The 15,268-nt window shown below is 44.4% G+C and carries 14 protein-coding genes; 8 read left to right on the top strand and 6 right to left on the bottom strand.

Annotated elements, in window-relative coordinates:
* Positions 1 to 25: 25 nt before the first annotated feature.
* The 3 genes from DXD25_RS08825 to DXD25_RS08815 all read right to left on the bottom strand — a co-directional run bounded on the left by DXD25_RS08825 (position 26) and on the right by DXD25_RS08815 (position 5,121).
* A complete protein-coding gene (locus tag DXD25_RS08825) occupies positions 26 to 580 on the bottom strand; it encodes a glutathione peroxidase (protein WP_117663015.1) in 555 nt (184 codons plus the stop codon).
* Between the two features lie 561 nt (positions 581 to 1,141).
* Entirely contained in the window at positions 1,142 to 2,143 is a 1,002-nt protein-coding gene (locus DXD25_RS08820; protein ID WP_117663014.1) for a response regulator, read from the bottom strand.
* 5 nt (positions 2,144 to 2,148) lie between these two features.
* A complete protein-coding gene (locus DXD25_RS08815) occupies positions 2,149 to 5,121 on the bottom strand; it encodes a two-component regulator propeller domain-containing protein (protein WP_158556319.1) in 2,973 nt (990 codons plus the stop codon).
* A gap of 323 nt (positions 5,122 to 5,444) precedes the next feature.
* Here DXD25_RS08815 and DXD25_RS08810 point away from each other — a divergent pair, with 323 nt between their 5' ends.
* Positions 5,445 to 6,182, top strand: a complete 738-nt coding sequence (locus tag DXD25_RS08810; RefSeq protein ID WP_147327879.1) for a hypothetical protein — start codon at positions 5,445 to 5,447, stop codon at positions 6,180 to 6,182.
* Positions 6,183 to 6,280: 98 nt separating this feature from the next.
* Here the strand turns inward: DXD25_RS08810 and DXD25_RS08805 are convergent, their stop codons facing one another.
* Positions 6,281 to 6,532 carry a type B 50S ribosomal protein L31 gene (locus DXD25_RS08805; RefSeq protein ID WP_089542903.1) on the bottom strand — a complete coding sequence of 84 codons (252 nt, stop codon included), beginning with the start codon at positions 6,530 to 6,532 and terminating at the stop codon, positions 6,281 to 6,283.
* A 385-nt stretch (positions 6,533 to 6,917) separates the two neighbouring features.
* On the opposite strand from DXD25_RS08805, the gene DXD25_RS08800 reads away from it, so the two are divergent.
* From DXD25_RS08800 to udk, 3 genes are read left to right on the top strand one after another with little or no spacing between them, the layout of a single operon-like run.
* Entirely contained in the window at positions 6,918 to 7,982 is a 1,065-nt protein-coding gene (locus DXD25_RS08800) for an endonuclease/exonuclease/phosphatase family protein (RefSeq protein WP_117663011.1), read from the top strand.
* A 2-nt stretch (positions 7,983 to 7,984) separates the two neighbouring features.
* Positions 7,985 to 8,560 carry a uracil-DNA glycosylase family protein gene (locus DXD25_RS08795; protein WP_117663010.1) on the top strand — a complete coding sequence of 192 codons (576 nt, stop codon included), beginning with the start codon at positions 7,985 to 7,987 and terminating at the stop codon, positions 8,558 to 8,560.
* 5 nt (positions 8,561 to 8,565) lie between these two features.
* Positions 8,566 to 9,189 carry a uridine kinase gene (gene udk / locus DXD25_RS08790; RefSeq protein WP_117663009.1) on the top strand — a complete coding sequence of 208 codons (624 nt, stop codon included), beginning with the start codon at positions 8,566 to 8,568 and terminating at the stop codon, positions 9,187 to 9,189.
* Positions 9,190 to 9,246: 57 nt separating this feature from the next.
* Here the strand turns inward: udk and DXD25_RS08785 are convergent, their stop codons facing one another.
* The gene (locus DXD25_RS08785; RefSeq protein WP_117663008.1) at positions 9,247 to 9,852 is read right to left on the bottom strand and encodes a DUF308 domain-containing protein; all 606 of its coding nucleotides are present in this window, start codon (positions 9,850 to 9,852) and stop codon (positions 9,247 to 9,249) included.
* A 225-nt stretch (positions 9,853 to 10,077) separates the two neighbouring features.
* Here DXD25_RS08785 and DXD25_RS08780 point away from each other — a divergent pair, with 225 nt between their 5' ends.
* Together DXD25_RS08780 and DXD25_RS08775 are read left to right on the top strand one after the other, a co-directional pair.
* A complete protein-coding gene (locus tag DXD25_RS08780) occupies positions 10,078 to 10,656 on the top strand; it encodes a histidine phosphatase family protein (RefSeq protein WP_117663007.1) in 579 nt (192 codons plus the stop codon).
* Between the two features lie 84 nt (positions 10,657 to 10,740).
* Positions 10,741 to 11,493, top strand: coding sequence for an SDR family oxidoreductase (locus tag DXD25_RS08775; RefSeq protein ID WP_089542897.1), 753 nt, complete (start codon positions 10,741 to 10,743; stop codon positions 11,491 to 11,493).
* 71 nt (positions 11,494 to 11,564) lie between these two features.
* Here the strand turns inward: DXD25_RS08775 and DXD25_RS08770 are convergent, their stop codons facing one another.
* A complete protein-coding gene (locus DXD25_RS08770) occupies positions 11,565 to 13,181 on the bottom strand; it encodes a DUF6377 domain-containing protein (protein ID WP_117663006.1) in 1,617 nt (538 codons plus the stop codon).
* 627 nt (positions 13,182 to 13,808) lie between these two features.
* Here DXD25_RS08770 and rfbD point away from each other — a divergent pair.
* Both rfbD and DXD25_RS08760 read left to right on the top strand, forming a co-directional pair.
* Positions 13,809 to 14,681 carry a dTDP-4-dehydrorhamnose reductase gene (rfbD, locus tag DXD25_RS08765; protein ID WP_089542895.1) on the top strand — a complete coding sequence of 291 codons (873 nt, stop codon included), beginning with the start codon at positions 13,809 to 13,811 and terminating at the stop codon, positions 14,679 to 14,681.
* Between the two features lie 23 nt (positions 14,682 to 14,704).
* On the top strand, positions 14,705 to 15,268 hold a 564-nt coding region (locus DXD25_RS08760; RefSeq protein ID WP_117663043.1), incomplete at its 3' end, for a dTDP-glucose 4,6-dehydratase.

The raw sequence follows: 15,268 nt of genomic DNA, 5'->3' as shown, positions 1-15,268 counted from the left end.
GAATGTAAGCTGGCTTTTTTATGCTTTATGCCTGAAGCCACTCTTCAATGGCCTTTGCGATAACGTCGAAGCTGGTAGTAGGTTCGAAGCGAGCCACTACCTGACCCTTCTTGTTAACGAGGAACTTGGTGAAGTTCCACTTGATGTCTGCGCTTTCCTTGTAGTTAGGATCTGCCTCAGAGAGCATCTTGTCGAGAACAGGGTAGAGTGGATGAGTCTCGTCCCAGCCTGCGAAGCCTTTGCATTCCTTGAGGAATTTGAAGAGAGGAGCGGCATCATCACCATTTACCTTGATCTTCTTGTAGCGCTGAAATTCTGTGCCGTATGTAAGTTTGCAGAACTGATGGATGCTTTCATCAGTACCAGGAGCTTGCTGACCAAACTGATTGCATGGGAAGTCGAGTATCTCGAAGCCTTGCTGGTGGTATGTCTCATAGAGCTTTTCCAGTTCCTCATACTGAGGAGTAAAGCCACACTTGGTAGCTGTGTTAACGATAAGCAGTACTTCGTTAGCGTACTCTTTGAGGGAAACTTCCTTTCCCTTTCTGTCCTTAACGGAGAATTCGTAAACGGTTCTCATTTTTTATTTGTATCTAATTTTATGTTTATTTCTATCCCTTTTTCTTAGACATTGGAGAATATCCTTTGTCGCCGAATCATTATTATTTTGCAAAGGTACTATTTTTCTTTTAGAAATAGTAAATAGTTTGCATAAATTTTCTAAAAAAATAGCTTGAGTTATCATTTGTAAGGTGCATAGGGGGATATAGGTGGTTGGGTGAAATAAAAAGAGTCCGGGAATTTCACAATCCCCGGACTCTTTCGTCTTCTTTCCTAACTCAAAATATAAAATAGGAGAGAAGCCTTACGATTAATCTATCATTTAACTTTTCTAAGAACTTGGTGCAAAGTTACACATTTTTTTTGTAAGTTGTATTATATACAACGTTAATTTTTTTTTTTTTGCGTTAAAAAAGTGTTAAAAATCCCGTTTTTGCTCTCTTTTTTTTATTTTTGGGACGGTTTTATGGCTGTTTATACGCTATTTTTTACCGAATAGACACAAAAATAGGCAGAACGTTTTGCTCTGCCTATTCTCGTGTGTAGCCTTATAGAGTACAGGTTTCTGTCTCTTATTGCTTTATTCCTTGGTTCGTTCGCGATATTCGCTAGGAACAATACCCAGTTCTTTCTTGAATACCTTAGAGAAGTACTTAGGGTCGCTGAAGCCTACTTCGAAAGCGATGCTGGTAAGCGGATCATTGGTCTGCTGCAGCAATTCGCAGGCTCTCATGATTCGGATATGGCGCACGAAGTCGATTGGTGTCATACCTACAGCTTGCTTGATCTTGTTGTAGAGTACACTTCGGCTCATACCGATGGCATCAGCGATGTCGTCTATCTTCAGGTCTGGACTGCCCATATTGTCGGTCACATACTTCAGAATTCTGCCCATGGTCTTGTCGTTGATCTGACTTTCCATGAATGCATAGCTCTTCAGTTCCGACTTTTTCTCCTCTGCCAGTCTTTCCTTTTCCTGGATATCGAAGTTCAGTTCACTGAGCGTCTTCCTAGGCTCTGTAGCTGCTTGGAAGATTTCTGCTGCTTCGGCATTTCCTGAATTTTCAGTCTTTCCAGCATATCCAACTTTTCCGTTCTGCTTCATCATCTTGGCTATGTCTGTCTGCGTAGCCTTGCGTTTGTTGATGGCTGCCTCGATACGTCCTATCAGGTAGGAGGTAGAGAATGGTTTCGTAAGATATCCATCCACTCCCTGTTCGAACCCCTTCAGCTGGTCTTCCACACTGGCTTTTGCCGAGAGGATGATGATAGGTATATGCGAGATGGTACGGTCTTGCTTGATTTCACGTATCATCGTGATACCATCCATCACAGGCATGGTTACATCGGTGAGGATAAAGTCTGGCATCTCTGTGCGAGCCTTATAGAGACCCACCTTGCCGTTTTCTGCCAGGAGCACATTGTACTTTTCTTCGAGTACGCTGCTGAGATATAGGCGCAGGTCGGAGTTGTCTTCCACAACAAGAATGGTGAGATTCTTGCTTGGTTTGTCAGGGGCGGTACCCTTCTGGTTTTCCTCCTCTTCGTGCTTTGCCTTTTCTTTCTTCTTTTCTTCTTCCAACTCCTTCAGGTACTTGGATACGGGGTGTCGTCTATTTCGCCTTCAACTTTTTCCATCTCATTGCCTTCCTCATTGACGTTTTCGTTGAGTCCGCCGTTGACCAGGAAGTTGGTATTATCGTCGAATCTCAGTACCTTGTTGAGCATATTCAGCATTTCTCTTGAGTTCTTCAGGGCAATGACGAGCATTTCCCTACTGTTTCGGGTGATACCATGCTCGGTGTCCAGGACGTGTTGCAGCGGTCCGCCAATCAGGGTCAGCGGGGTGCGCAACTTATGACTGGCATCGCTGAAGAAGTCGTTCTTCATCAGACTCATTTCGTGCTCCAGCTTTTCACGCTGCTTCCTGTTATAGGAGTAGAAGATACTTGCCACTACCGCAGCGAGCAATAGCAGCAGGGTGAGTCTGCCCCATACACTTTCCCAGAAAGTAGGACGTACCTCGATAGGAAGTTCTGCAATGTACTTGCTCCATACACCATGGGAGTTGGTGGCTGATACCTTGAGAATATAGTCTCCCTGTGAGATTCGGTTGAAGCCGATAGTATTGCTGCTACCATTGTCAATCCATTTTCCTGGAGAAGTATGTCCCTCCAGGCGATAGCGGTATTTCACCTGATACTTACGTGAATAATCGAGCGAAGCGAAGCTGATGGTCAGGTTTCGCTTGTTGGCTGGAATCACGATCTTCTTGCTATGCAGGATAGGGATAGACTCGCTTTCGCCGGTAAAGTGCAGCGAAGTGAAGATGATATGAGCCTGGTATTGACTCTTCTTCAGGGTTGCTGGATTGAAGGTCAGCCATCCGAATGGGGTTCCTACGGAGATGTCATTCGTGGCTGGATCATGGGTAGGGCGAGCCTCGGTGAAGGAGATGTTGTAATCGAAGTCGTTCGGACCGAAGACGGTGGTCTTTCCTGTCTTCAGATTACATTTGTCGATACTCGACTCACGGATCACCCATAGGTTGCCCTCGTTATCTTCTATCATGCTTTGCACGATACCTTCATTATAGTTGATATTCTTGAAATACTTTGTTTTCAAGTTGTCCTGCAGCAGTTTCTTGGTGACGATACTTTCCAGAATTCCTCCTAACTGAGAGATGTAGGTCTTGCCATTGCTATGCTCTAGGATAAAGTTGACATCGTTGGCTGCCAATGATGTGGTATCGTTGGGAATATAGCAGGTTTGATAGAACTTGATCTGTTGCGGATTCCTGAAGTTATCGCCGAATGTAATGAGACCGTCTGTGGTACCTACCAGAATTTCTCCTGTAGGGGTACAGAAAATGCGTCGTATATCGGCAAAACTATTCTTAGACCATGGCAAGCCAAAGTTCCTGTTGTAGAAGAACAGACCTGTTTCGCCTTCTTGGGCAAGAGCCAGTCCGCCACCATAGGTGGCTACCCATATTCTGCCATGGCGGTCTGCTACCACATCATAAATGTCGTTGTGTGGTAACGATGCCTTGTTGGCTGGATTGTGCTCGTAATGGCTTACGCCTTCATGCGACCGGACATAGAGTCCGTCGCCTTTGGTTCCTATCCATATCCTGCCCCGTGTATCACTGAAGATTGAATATACTGGATATGGACAGAAAGGCACCTGGTTAGGTACAATTTGACCGCCTGGAGCCAGATAACCTACGGTTTGATACTTGCTGTCAGTTATTTGCACGACACCATTCGCATAACCGGTCCAATGGTATCCTTCTGGAGTATTGCAGAGTGCACGTACTTCTGCTTCTCCATTCTCCAGTTTATTTAAGCGATACGTATGGTTCTTGAAGGCTACCTGGGTAAGATCGTGGGTACCTGCTATCCAGAGGATTCCCTGGTCGGAAAGGAAATGCTTTCCGATTTTAGGCACGCGGTAGTTGCCTGAAGAGTTGCTCCTCAGGAGATAAGGTACCAGTTTGCCGGCTTTGCGGTCGAAGTAGCTGAAGGTACCTCCATTCGGCACAATCCATAGAGTCTTGTTTTCATCTTGGGTGATGAAGAAACTGTCGGAGGTGGTGCGATCCATAGGATCTTGCTGGTCGGCAAACAGCCATTGCTTGGCTGATGTCTTTGGATTTACCAGGGTTACACCCATACCATCCGTAAACACCCATACCATTCCGAAATCATCCGTATAGATATTCTTTACCTCTGCCAATGGCTGGCTTGGACTTTGTACATTGATGATTTCTGTTTTGAAGGTGCGTGGGTTGTAGATAATCATTCCCAGGTTAGTAGCTATCAGGAGCTGATAGCCCGTGTTCTTGAGCTGATTGATGCGGGTTACTCCAGCTGGGAGTGGTATCATATTCAGCTTGTTGTTCTCATCGAATACGGCGAGTCGGCCATCTTCTGTTGCCAGGAAGATATTATCGCCCACTTCTCTTATCCATTTGAAGGGGATGGGAGTGCTGAATTGAGAGTGGTAGATGGTGGTTCCCTTGTCAGTGAGAATCCAATCGCGTTTTTTCTTATCTGCCCAGATATGCCATACGTTTCCGCTTCGGAGTCCGTCTTGTCCTACCTTGATGAGCTCTGGAATATTTCCCTCTCTCTGGAGTCCATTGATACGTATCAGATAATCGCCAGACTTGGTCGTTACCCAGGTGTTTCCCTGTTTGATAGGGTATATCTTATCTACTCGCAGGTCGATGTTATATAATTTATTGATGTTGTCACCTACGGGAACGAAAGTACACAATATGGTCTCATAGGCATAGAGGCGTTTGCTCGAAGTGATACACCACACGTTGTTTCTGCTTGTGGCATAAATACCCATGAAGCGGTTGGTTGAAAGAAGATCGATGTCGTCTGCCTCATCACGGAAGGTATGGAATGAATTTCCGTCATAATAGGAGATTCCGTTCCAGGTGCTGAACCACATCAGGCGGTCGGGTGTCTGTGCTATGTCGGAAATCGTGTTGGCGGCAAGTCCGTCGATGATGGAGAATTTGCGAACATCGCAGTAGGGGAGTCCCATAACCTTCAGTGAGGTTATGAGTATGAGGAGGCTACAAAAAATGGCTCTCTTAATTATATTATCTGTTCTTGTCATTCTATTCGTCAGTCCTTGGTTGGTAAATATGCATAAATATTGATGCAAAGATAGTGCATTTTTTTGAGAATGACAAGGTTTTGTAGGGAAAAACTGTTATATAATAGGGATTTTCCCCTAGATTATTCCTCTTTTCCCTTTGCTAGGTGTAAAAATTGCCTTATCTTTGCACCATCATTCAAGGAACCAGATCTGTTAAGGGTCTGAGCTCTGTACGGATATTAACAATAAAATAAAAATCTTACGATATGAGAAAAATGAGACTTTTCGTGATGCTGATGGCGATAGCTGCGGTATCCTTTACGTTTACCAGTTGTGATGATGATCCTTGGGATGATGATTATTGGGATGATCCTTATGGATGGTACGAAGATTACAACCATGGCGGCTGGGGATGGAACCAGGATTATTGGTATGAAGGTTCGCAAGGATCACATGATGACGATCTGGTCGATGAGGCGATGACCTTGGTTGGTGAGTGGTATGGTCCGGTGAAGTATTCCTATATCCAGGATGATGGTATGTCAAGAGGCTATGATGAGTTTTATGCCAATATGATATTCTATCAGAGCGGAAACCAGAGCGATGCCCTGAGTGGAAGTGGTGTGGAGATAGATGAGGTTCATGATAATCGGGGAAATGTTACCGATCAGCAGACCCTGAAATTCTCCTGGTATATCGATAACAATGGCGATATCTACCTGAAGTATGCCAGTGGTGCCACCTTCGTGTTGGATGCAGGTGCTAGCCAGTACGGTTTCCGTCTCGGTGTCGAGAAGGGCAATAATTATAAAACCTTCTATGGTTATATGATTGGTACCGGTAAGGTGAAGGGTGATATCATCTACTTCGATTTATCTGAGGTTTCTACTACCGGTTATGCCAAGAAGCTTACACGTTCTGCATCAGCTGTAACTTCATTCGGCAGTGGAGCAACCATGAAGCCAATGGCTGGCACGGTGAAGCAATTGAATAAGAGAAGATAGGTTTATAAAAAAAGTGCATTCCTACGTATATGCAACTACGTTGGAATGCACTTTCTATCTTTCGATATTATATATCCTTATTAAAAAAGGTATATATATTACTTCTTCAACTTAGCGTAACGGCTCATGAAGCGGTCAACGCGACCAGCAGTATCAACGAGCTTGCTCTTACCTGTGTAGAATGGGTGAGAGGTGCTAGAGATTTCAATCTTAACAACTGGATAAGTCTCGCCCTCGAACTCTACAGTGTCGTTAGTCTTGCATGTTGACTGAGAGAGGAACATATCGCCGTTAGACATATCCTTAAATACTACAGGACGATAGTTCTCTGGATGAATACCTTTTTTCATTTTTCTTTTATTTATTATTAATTTGTTAAAAAATAGACGTTATGGGGACGCTTTCACATCATTTCATGTCCCTCTTCAGGGCATGCCCATTATAGCCTTTACCTAATTCAGGGTGCAAAGTTACTGCTTTTTCCTGAAATCACCAAATATTTCCCGGTGTTTTTTAGAAATATTGGGGATTTTGGTGTCCGTGTATATATAAATAAGGTGGAAAATGATCTTTTAGAGTGGTAAAAAGAGGACTGGATGTGTTAAAAATGAATGAAAACTCAAAATTTTATTCCCATTTATGATGATAATTGTAATTAATGCGGTATCTTTGCATATTAGTTTGAGAACATCAGATGATGTATCATATAGTTATAACTTTAAAGCGAGAAAAAGAATGAAAAGACAAATGCTATTATTGGCAGCCCTGCTCATAGTTGGCTTGGGTGCTTGGGCGCAGAAAGCGGAGCAGAGATTCAACCCTAAAAAGTTCCAGGTTTATGCCGTTGGATTCTATAATCAGGAGAATCTCTTTGATACCTGTCATGATGCCGGCAAGAATGATTATGAGTATCTGCCTGCTAAGGGATGGAATAGCGAGAAATATACCAGTAAGTTGAAGAATATGTCTCGTGCCTTGGCTGATATGGGTACGGATGTGCTGCCTGATGCAGGTTGCGCCTTCATCGGTCTTGCCGAGGTGGAGAATGTCAATGTGCTGAGAGACCTTACTGCCCAGCCTCCTTTGAAGGCTCGCAATATGCAGTTCTGCCATATAGAAGGTCCGGATAAGCGAGGCATCGACTGTGCGCTGCTTTATAATCCGGCTCTTTTTACGGTGAAGAATGTGAAGTTGGTTCCTTATGTGCAGGAGTTGGCAAAGGATTCTGCCTTTTATACCCGTGGTTTCCTTACGGTGAGAGGTGAGATGGCGGGGGATGATGTGGCTGTCATCGTTTGTCACTGGCCAAGTCGTTTCTCCGATTCCTTCTATCGCGAGAGTGGCGCCCGTCAGACCAAGGCTGTGAAAGATTCCCTGCTTCGCCTGAATCCAGAGATGAAGGTGTTTGTGATGGGAGATATGAACGATGATCCTACCAACAAGAGTATGCATGAGGTTCTCCGTGCCCAACCGGAAATATCAGAAGTAGGTGAGGGAGATATGTATAATCCTTGGTATAACATCCTGGCAAAGGAAGAAAAGGGAACCCTTTACTACAGAGGAAAATGGAATCTCTTCGATCAGATTGTGCTGACTCCTAATCTTCTGAACAAGGATGGAAAGAAGAAGGGCTATCGCAGTCTGAAGTACTGGAATCATCAGGTGTTCCGCAGAGATTATCTCATCCAGCAGGAGGGTCGCTATCAGGGTGCACCGTTGCGTACCAAGGCTGGCGGTAAATGGCTGAATGGCTACAGCGATCACTTGCCTGTAGTACTGTATCTGGTAAAAAAGAAGTAGAAATGTTAGAGTCTCATCCTTTTGAACCATGGTTGCCGGGCAATGCCAAGTTGCTGATGCTCGGAACCTTTCCGCCGGCAGAAAAGCGCTGGTGTATGCCCTGGTATTATCCTAATTTCCAGAATGATATGTGGCGAATCTTCGGCATCATCTACTTTGATGACAAGTTTCACTTTGTAGATGTGGAGCACAAGACTTATCGCTTGGATGCCATCAAGGAGTTCCTGATGCAGAAGGGGGTGGCTATCTATGATACTGCCCAGCAGGTGATCCGTACCAAGAATACGGCATCTGACAAAGATTTGCAGGTGGTTCAGCCTTCCGATCTGGACGGCATGCTCCGTTCCCTGCCTGATTGCACGGCGGTACTTACTGCCGGACAGCTGGCAACCAAAGTCTTCTCCGATCACTTCGGTATCAGGGAAAAACCGGAGATGGGAGGATTTGTGGAGTTTGAATTCGAAAACCGCAAGTTCCGTCTCTATCGTATGCCTAGTAGCAGTAGGGCTTATCCGATGGCTGTAGAGAAGAAGGCGGAGTATTATCGGAAAATGTTTAATGATATATTGGAAAAATAAGAGATATGGCAGAAAATAAAGTAACAGTGATCGGTATCGCTGGTGGTACTGGATGCGGTAAGACTACCGTAGTCAAGAGATTGGTGGAAGCGTTGCCTCCTCATTTCGTGGCAGTTGTTCCTCTGGATTCTTATTATAATGATACGACGAATATGACGGAGGAGGAGCGTAGGGCGATCAACTTCGATCATCCGGATGCCTTCGATTGGAAGTTGCTTCATCAGCAGCTTGCCGACCTTCGTGCCGGTAAGGCAATCGAGCAGCCTACCTACAGTTATCTGAAGTGTAACCGCGAGAAGGAAACGATTCATGTAGAACCTAAGCCAGTGATAATCATAGAGGGAATCATGACTTTGGTGGATAAGCAATTACGTGATTTGATGGACCTGAAGGTGTTTGTGGATACAGATGCCGATGAGCGCCTGATCCGTAACATCCAGCGTGATACCATCGATCGGGGGCGTACGGTTTCCATGGTGGTAGATCGTTATCTGAAGGTGCTCAAGCCAATGCATGAACAGTTTATCGAACCTACCAAGCGCTATGCAGACATCATCATTCCTCAGGGCGGCGAGAATGCTACCGGTATTGGTATTCTCTGCAGATATGTAGAGGGATTGGTAGATTAAAACCATAAAAGCTTCTATCATTCGGATATGAATCCCATGATAGAAGCTTTTTTCGTATTATCTTTTTTGTATTTCCTGTGTTTTCTGCCATCTGCGTCGGTTGTTGGAAACCTTCAGGGCATTGACGGCTTCTACTACGCCATATACCAGCATTGCCCATCCTATGACGAGTAGTGGGGCAGAGGCAATGGAAGATGGCTTGAAGAGGGTGAACAGCCCCAACAGCAGCAGGAGTGTAGGCATCAGCCAATATACAATGCCCACTCTGCCCATCTTGGCAGCAGATACCAGGTTCGCCATTTGGGTAAGGGCTCCCATAATCAGTATTGCCGAGAGAATGAACATCAGCCAGGCGATGAATACATTTGGCATCAGTGCCAGTATCAGACCGAAGATGAGTGAACCGAGTCCTACGAGAGGAAAGTTAGGGCGCATACCTATGATATGGTTGCCTTGAGCATCATAGAGATACTGTCCCTTCATTTTCTCTGCATTTCGCTTGGCACTCATATAACTAAGTAATGAGAATACGCCTGAGAGGAAAAACAATACACCGATGGCAATGGTAATCCAGGTGACTGTCTGTTCTCTGTATTGTATGAGTAGAGCACCTACAATGATGGCGCATAAGGCTCGAAATAATGAACTTTGTATTACTTTCATATCAATTGATTTAAAATGTTGTGTTGCAATATTGCGTTTCCTTTTCCTGAAAAGTATTTTCTTTCTATTGCAAAAGTACGAAAGATTTTTGATACCACAAGTTTTTTCTCTCGCTTTTATATCATATTTAACGCAATTTATTCCTTCATTTCAATTATTATCAGTAATTTTGTAAGCAAAAATAAAATAGATGGGTGAATGACCATCTGATGATAGATATTCAATATGACAAAGCTATATTTAGTTCGACATGGTGAGACCATGGATAATGCCGCCCAGATTATGCAGGGGCAGACTCCAGGCAGACTGAATGACGTGGGCATTCAGCAGGCTGAAGAAGTGGCAAGGAAAATGGCAAGTGACCACATTGACGTCTTCGTTTCTAGCGATCTTTATCGCAGTATGCAGACTTGTGCCATCATTGCCCGTCCCCATTTGGAGGCAGAAATGCACTTGACGGGAATTGCAGATGCTTCTACATTCTTGACGGAAGATGATATTCTCCAGAGAATAGAGACGACTCCTTTAATCCGAGAACGTGACTGGGGAGATTTTACGGGTAAGTTCATTCCTTCTCTTCCCAAAGATCCGAAGGATTGGCCGGATAATGTCGAGACTCTGGAGCGGATGAAGTCGAGGGCACAGAACTTCCTCACTTGGTTGAAGGTGGCGTATCCTGATAAGACGATACTCGCAGTAGGTCATGGTATCATCAACAAGGCGATTCAGAGTGTGTATTACAAACGCCCGATGAATCAGATAGAGAAAATGGCGAATGCCGAAGTGAGAGTTCTCATTCTGTAATGGAATCATAGAGAAATCAGGAAAATTTTGCTCCAGGCAAACGAATCATAAAGTTCAAAGTTCAAATATCAAAGTTCAAAGTATATGAAAATTGCTCTTATCACAGGTGCAACCAGCGGAATTGGCGAGGGTTGTGCACGCCGCTTTGCAAGAGGTGGCTACGATTTGATCATTACGGGTAGAAACACCGGTAAACTGGAAATTCTCAAGAAAGAGTTGGAGGCAGAGGGGGTACAGGTCCTTGCTCTGGCTTTTGATGTGCGTAACCGTGAAGCGGCAAGAAAGGCTGTGGATTATATTCCGCAGGATTGGCGCAATATTGATGTGCTGATCAATAATGCAGGCTTGGCTCGTGGCCTGGAACCTGAGTATCAGGGTAGTTTCGAGGATTGGGATCAGATGATTGATACCAATATCAAGGGACTCCTCACCATGACTCGTCTGATAGTTCCTGGTATGGTGAGACGTAATCATGGACACATTATTAATATTGGTAGTGTGGCTGGTGATGCGGCTTACGCTGGTGGCAATGTATATTGTGCTACCAAAGCTGCCGTCAAGGCAATCACCGATGGCTTGCGTATTGATGTGGCTCATACCAAGGTGCGTGTTACCAATGTCAAGCCCGGCTTGGTGGAGACGAATTTCTCTAATGTCCGTTTCCATGGAGATAATCAGCGTGCTGCCAGTGTTTATCAGGGTATCGAACCATTGAATGGTGATGATATTGCGGATGTGGCTTTCTATGCTGCCAGTGCTCCGGAACATGTGCAGATTGCAGAAGTCCTGGTTCTTGCTACCCATCAGGCTAACGGAACCGTTATCCATCGTGATTAATATTATGGAGTTGAAGGAGTTAAAGAAGTTGCTCCTTCAACTCCTTTAATTCCTTTAACTCCTTCAGCTCCTTATATAATGTGGCAGAGTCGGTTGATATCCGACTCGAAGGTTTCCCTGTTGAGCGCCTTGGCTCTCATTCCCGACTTGTAATTGTAGATGGTCTGGGTAGAGTAGTACAGCAGGGTTGCTATTTCCTGGCTATCCGTTACGCCCAGTCTCATCAGAGCATAGATTCTTACTTCGGTTGTCAGCTCATTAGAAGGTGGCAGCACGATATGGTGCTCAGGCTTGAGAAGTGTATTCAGTTCCTCAACGAAATTCGGATACAGTTCCATGAAAGCCTTGTCGAAACGGATGTAGAACATTGACGATTCCTCTTCTGCCAGCTTGAAGCTGTTGATGCTCTTCAGTAAGTCTTCTGTCTGCTTGGCTTTTACCTTTCTGCTCACCAGTTTTCTGTAGTCATCCAACTTGCGGATATACAGGGCGCTGATATCCATGAAGAGGCTCATATAGGTTTCGCGTCGCTTGTTGGTATCCATCAGTCGCTGGTTGAGCTCTGCCAACTGCTTGTTCTGTGCCGCAATCTCCTTTCGGTTTTTCTTCAAACTGTTTTTCTGTTTGGTATTCACCACTGTAAGAATCAGGATGATGGTTAAGATGACGCAGGCACAGATGAGTCCAATCTCCATACGGGTACGGGAGCGTTCTGCAGCCTCCTGGTTGCTTGTAACAATCACTGGCAGGATGTTTGAAATCTCTATCATACGGAGACGGTTGTTGAAAAACTGGGCATCCTCCATGGAATGCTGGATATATCGGGTGGCACGCTTGCTGTTGTCTTTGTCCGTTTCGTAGAGAAAATAGGAAAGTTTTTGGAGGGCTGTTGTCTCCTTGAGTTGGCAAATCCCATCAGACTCACTTGCCTCTACCAGATACTTCACATACAGATCATACTGTTCGAGGTCTCTGTAGTAACGGGCTATGCCGTATGCTGCCATAGGATGCAGTCGATCGTTTTTAGCCGTCATCTTTAAAGCTTTGAGATAACAGTCTAATACACTTCTGTGTGTAGGCGAGCTGAGAAAGATATACTCTCCTTTCATATACTGGTAAAAAGCCGACTTCTTTCCTTTTTCATTGAAGTTTTCAAGCAAAATATTCATATAATACTTCTTCTTGGCTTTGAAGTCGTTTGCAAATTCCGATTTGGCTGCGTAAGATTGCCAGTAATTGAACAGCCAGGCATAGGTGAAGTAGTAATACAGCTTCTGTTCGTAGGGCATCTGCTTAGGGTCGAGTGTTTCCAGGATGTCTTCCGCCTTGCCATAAAATCCTCCCACCGACAGCACGGATGCCCGGTGTATCTTAAAGCAAGTGATATAAAAGGTGTTATGGGTAGCTTCTGCCAGTTGGAGCCCTTTGCTCACATAGGCACATGATGAGTCGTAGCGATAGTTACTATAGGCACGATAGAGACTGTCGAGGTAGCATAACCTTTCTTCGGCAGTGATAGCATCGCCTGCCTGTCGTCTCAGTCGTTTGAGCTCCTTCTCTTTCTGTTGCTGGTAGTAGCTGTCCATTTCGATAGCATGGTCAACCCGCTCCAATAGCTTTTCCATATCGGTCTTGCCATAGGAGAGAAGTGGTATCATGATGAATAATAAAAGTATGTACTGCTTCATTTTCTATACTATTTTTATCCTTTTGTACTATTTTTGTTGTTTACGCTGCAAAGATATAGAAAAGATTTCTAATAAAAGCATTTACTTTGATAAAAATGCTTAAATTGGTTAAAATACTGATAATCGGTAGGTTATATACCTGGTAAATCTACGCTTTATTTACTATACGCCTACTAGGGTGTACAGATAGCCAAAAAAGTACGTATCTTTGCAGCGGAATTCAAAAAAGCAGTAAAAATGACTTTGGTTTAAAAACCACTTCAAGTCTTCTAAAGTTTAAAGGTATATAAATATTCCTTTTGTTGATTTAGTATGTTGATTTAAATAACAGTATTAGTTTCTTAGGGGAAAGATTGATTGAAATAGGAAGCCTGCTTGATTGAATCTATTTGCTTTCAAAAAAGCAGCAATGCTTTACTATTATGTTTAGGAAAGACTCGTCGTTTTCTTGTGAAAGAAGGCGGCGGGCTTTTTGTTTTTATAGGGTTGTACTTCCTTAAAGTATAATTTATGTTACTATGAATCTTTTTGTCTTCATAAAAGTTGTGTAGCTCGGAATAATTCATTATCTTTGCCACATATTTTATATATATAATGTATTATCATTAACTAGTATCACAGCAAAATATGAATATATTAGTTACAGGCGCTAATGGTCAGCTCGGTCATGAAATGCAGATTTGCGCCAAAAACAGCAATCACAAGTTTGTCTTCACCGATGTGGCTGAAGGCTATGAGAAATTGGACATCACTAACCTCGACGCTATCCGCGAAAAGGTGAAGGAAAATGATATCCAGGTTATCGTTAACTGCGCTGCCTATACCAACGTGGATAAGGCGGAGAGCGATTTCGACCTCGCCAACCTGCTCAACAATACGGCAGCAGGCAACTTGGCTCAGGCGATGAAGGAAGTGGATGGAACCCTGATTCATGTGAGCACAGACTATGTGTTCCAGGGCGACAAGAACATCCCTTGCAAGGAAGACTGGGAAACCAATCCGCTCGGCGTATATGGCAAGACCAAGCTCGCAGGAGAAAAGAGCATCGAGGCTACAGGCTGCAAGCACATCATCATTCGCACAGCATGGCTCTACTCTCAGTGGGGTAAGAATTTCGTGAAGACGATGCAGAACCTCACGGCAAGTCACGACACCCTGAAGGTGGTATTCGACCAGGTGGGTACTCCTACCTATGCCGGCGACCTGGCTGCTGTCATCTCTCACATCATTGAGACCAATCAGCTCGACAAGACTGGCATCTATCATTTCTCTAACGAGGGTGTATGCTCTTGGTTCGATTTTGCCAAGATCATCTGCGAGCTCAGCGGCAATACCTGCGATATCCAGCCTTGCTACAGCGAGGAGTTCCCAAGCCCAGTGAAGCGTCCTCACTTCTCAGTGCTCGACAAGAGCAAGCTGAAGCAGACCTTCGGATTCAAGGTGCCATACTGGACAGACAGTTTGAAGAAATGTATCGCCGAATTGGCGGAAGCAAAATAATTATAATATAAAAAAGAATTGAAATGAAGAATATCATTATCACGGGCGGTGCTGGTTTCATCGGCTCACACGTAGTAAGACTTTTCGTGAACAAATATCCTGAGTATCACATCATCAACCTCGACAAGTTGACTTACGCAGGTAATCTGGCTAATCTCAAGGACATTGAGGACAAGCCTAACTATACTTTCGTTAAGGGTGATATCTGTGATTTCGACCTGATGCTGAAGCTGATGCAGGACTACAAGGTGGATGGCATCATCCATCTCGCTGCCGAGAGCCACGTAGATAGAAGTATCAAGGATCCATTCACTTTTGCTCAGACCAACGTGATGGGTACCCTGTCTCTGCTCCAGGCGGCAAAGATTTACTGGGAGAGTCTTCCTGAGGGATATGAGGGCAAGCGTTTCTACCACATCTCTACCGATGAGGTTTATGGTGCATTGCAGATGACTCATCCTGAGGGCATTCCTGCTCCTTTCACCACCAAGGCATCCAGCGATAAGAACCATGAGGCTTACGGCGAGGAGTTCTTCCTGGAGACTACCAAGTACAATCCTCACTCTCCATACTCTGCATCTAAGGCT

The organism is Prevotella sp. TF12-30 (genome assembly GCF_003436715.1).
GTDB lineage: Bacteria > Bacteroidota > Bacteroidia > Bacteroidales > Bacteroidaceae > Prevotella > Prevotella copri_A.
Note: the sequence above shows the minus strand (reverse complement) of the source record. Positions and strands in the feature narration are given on the sequence as shown.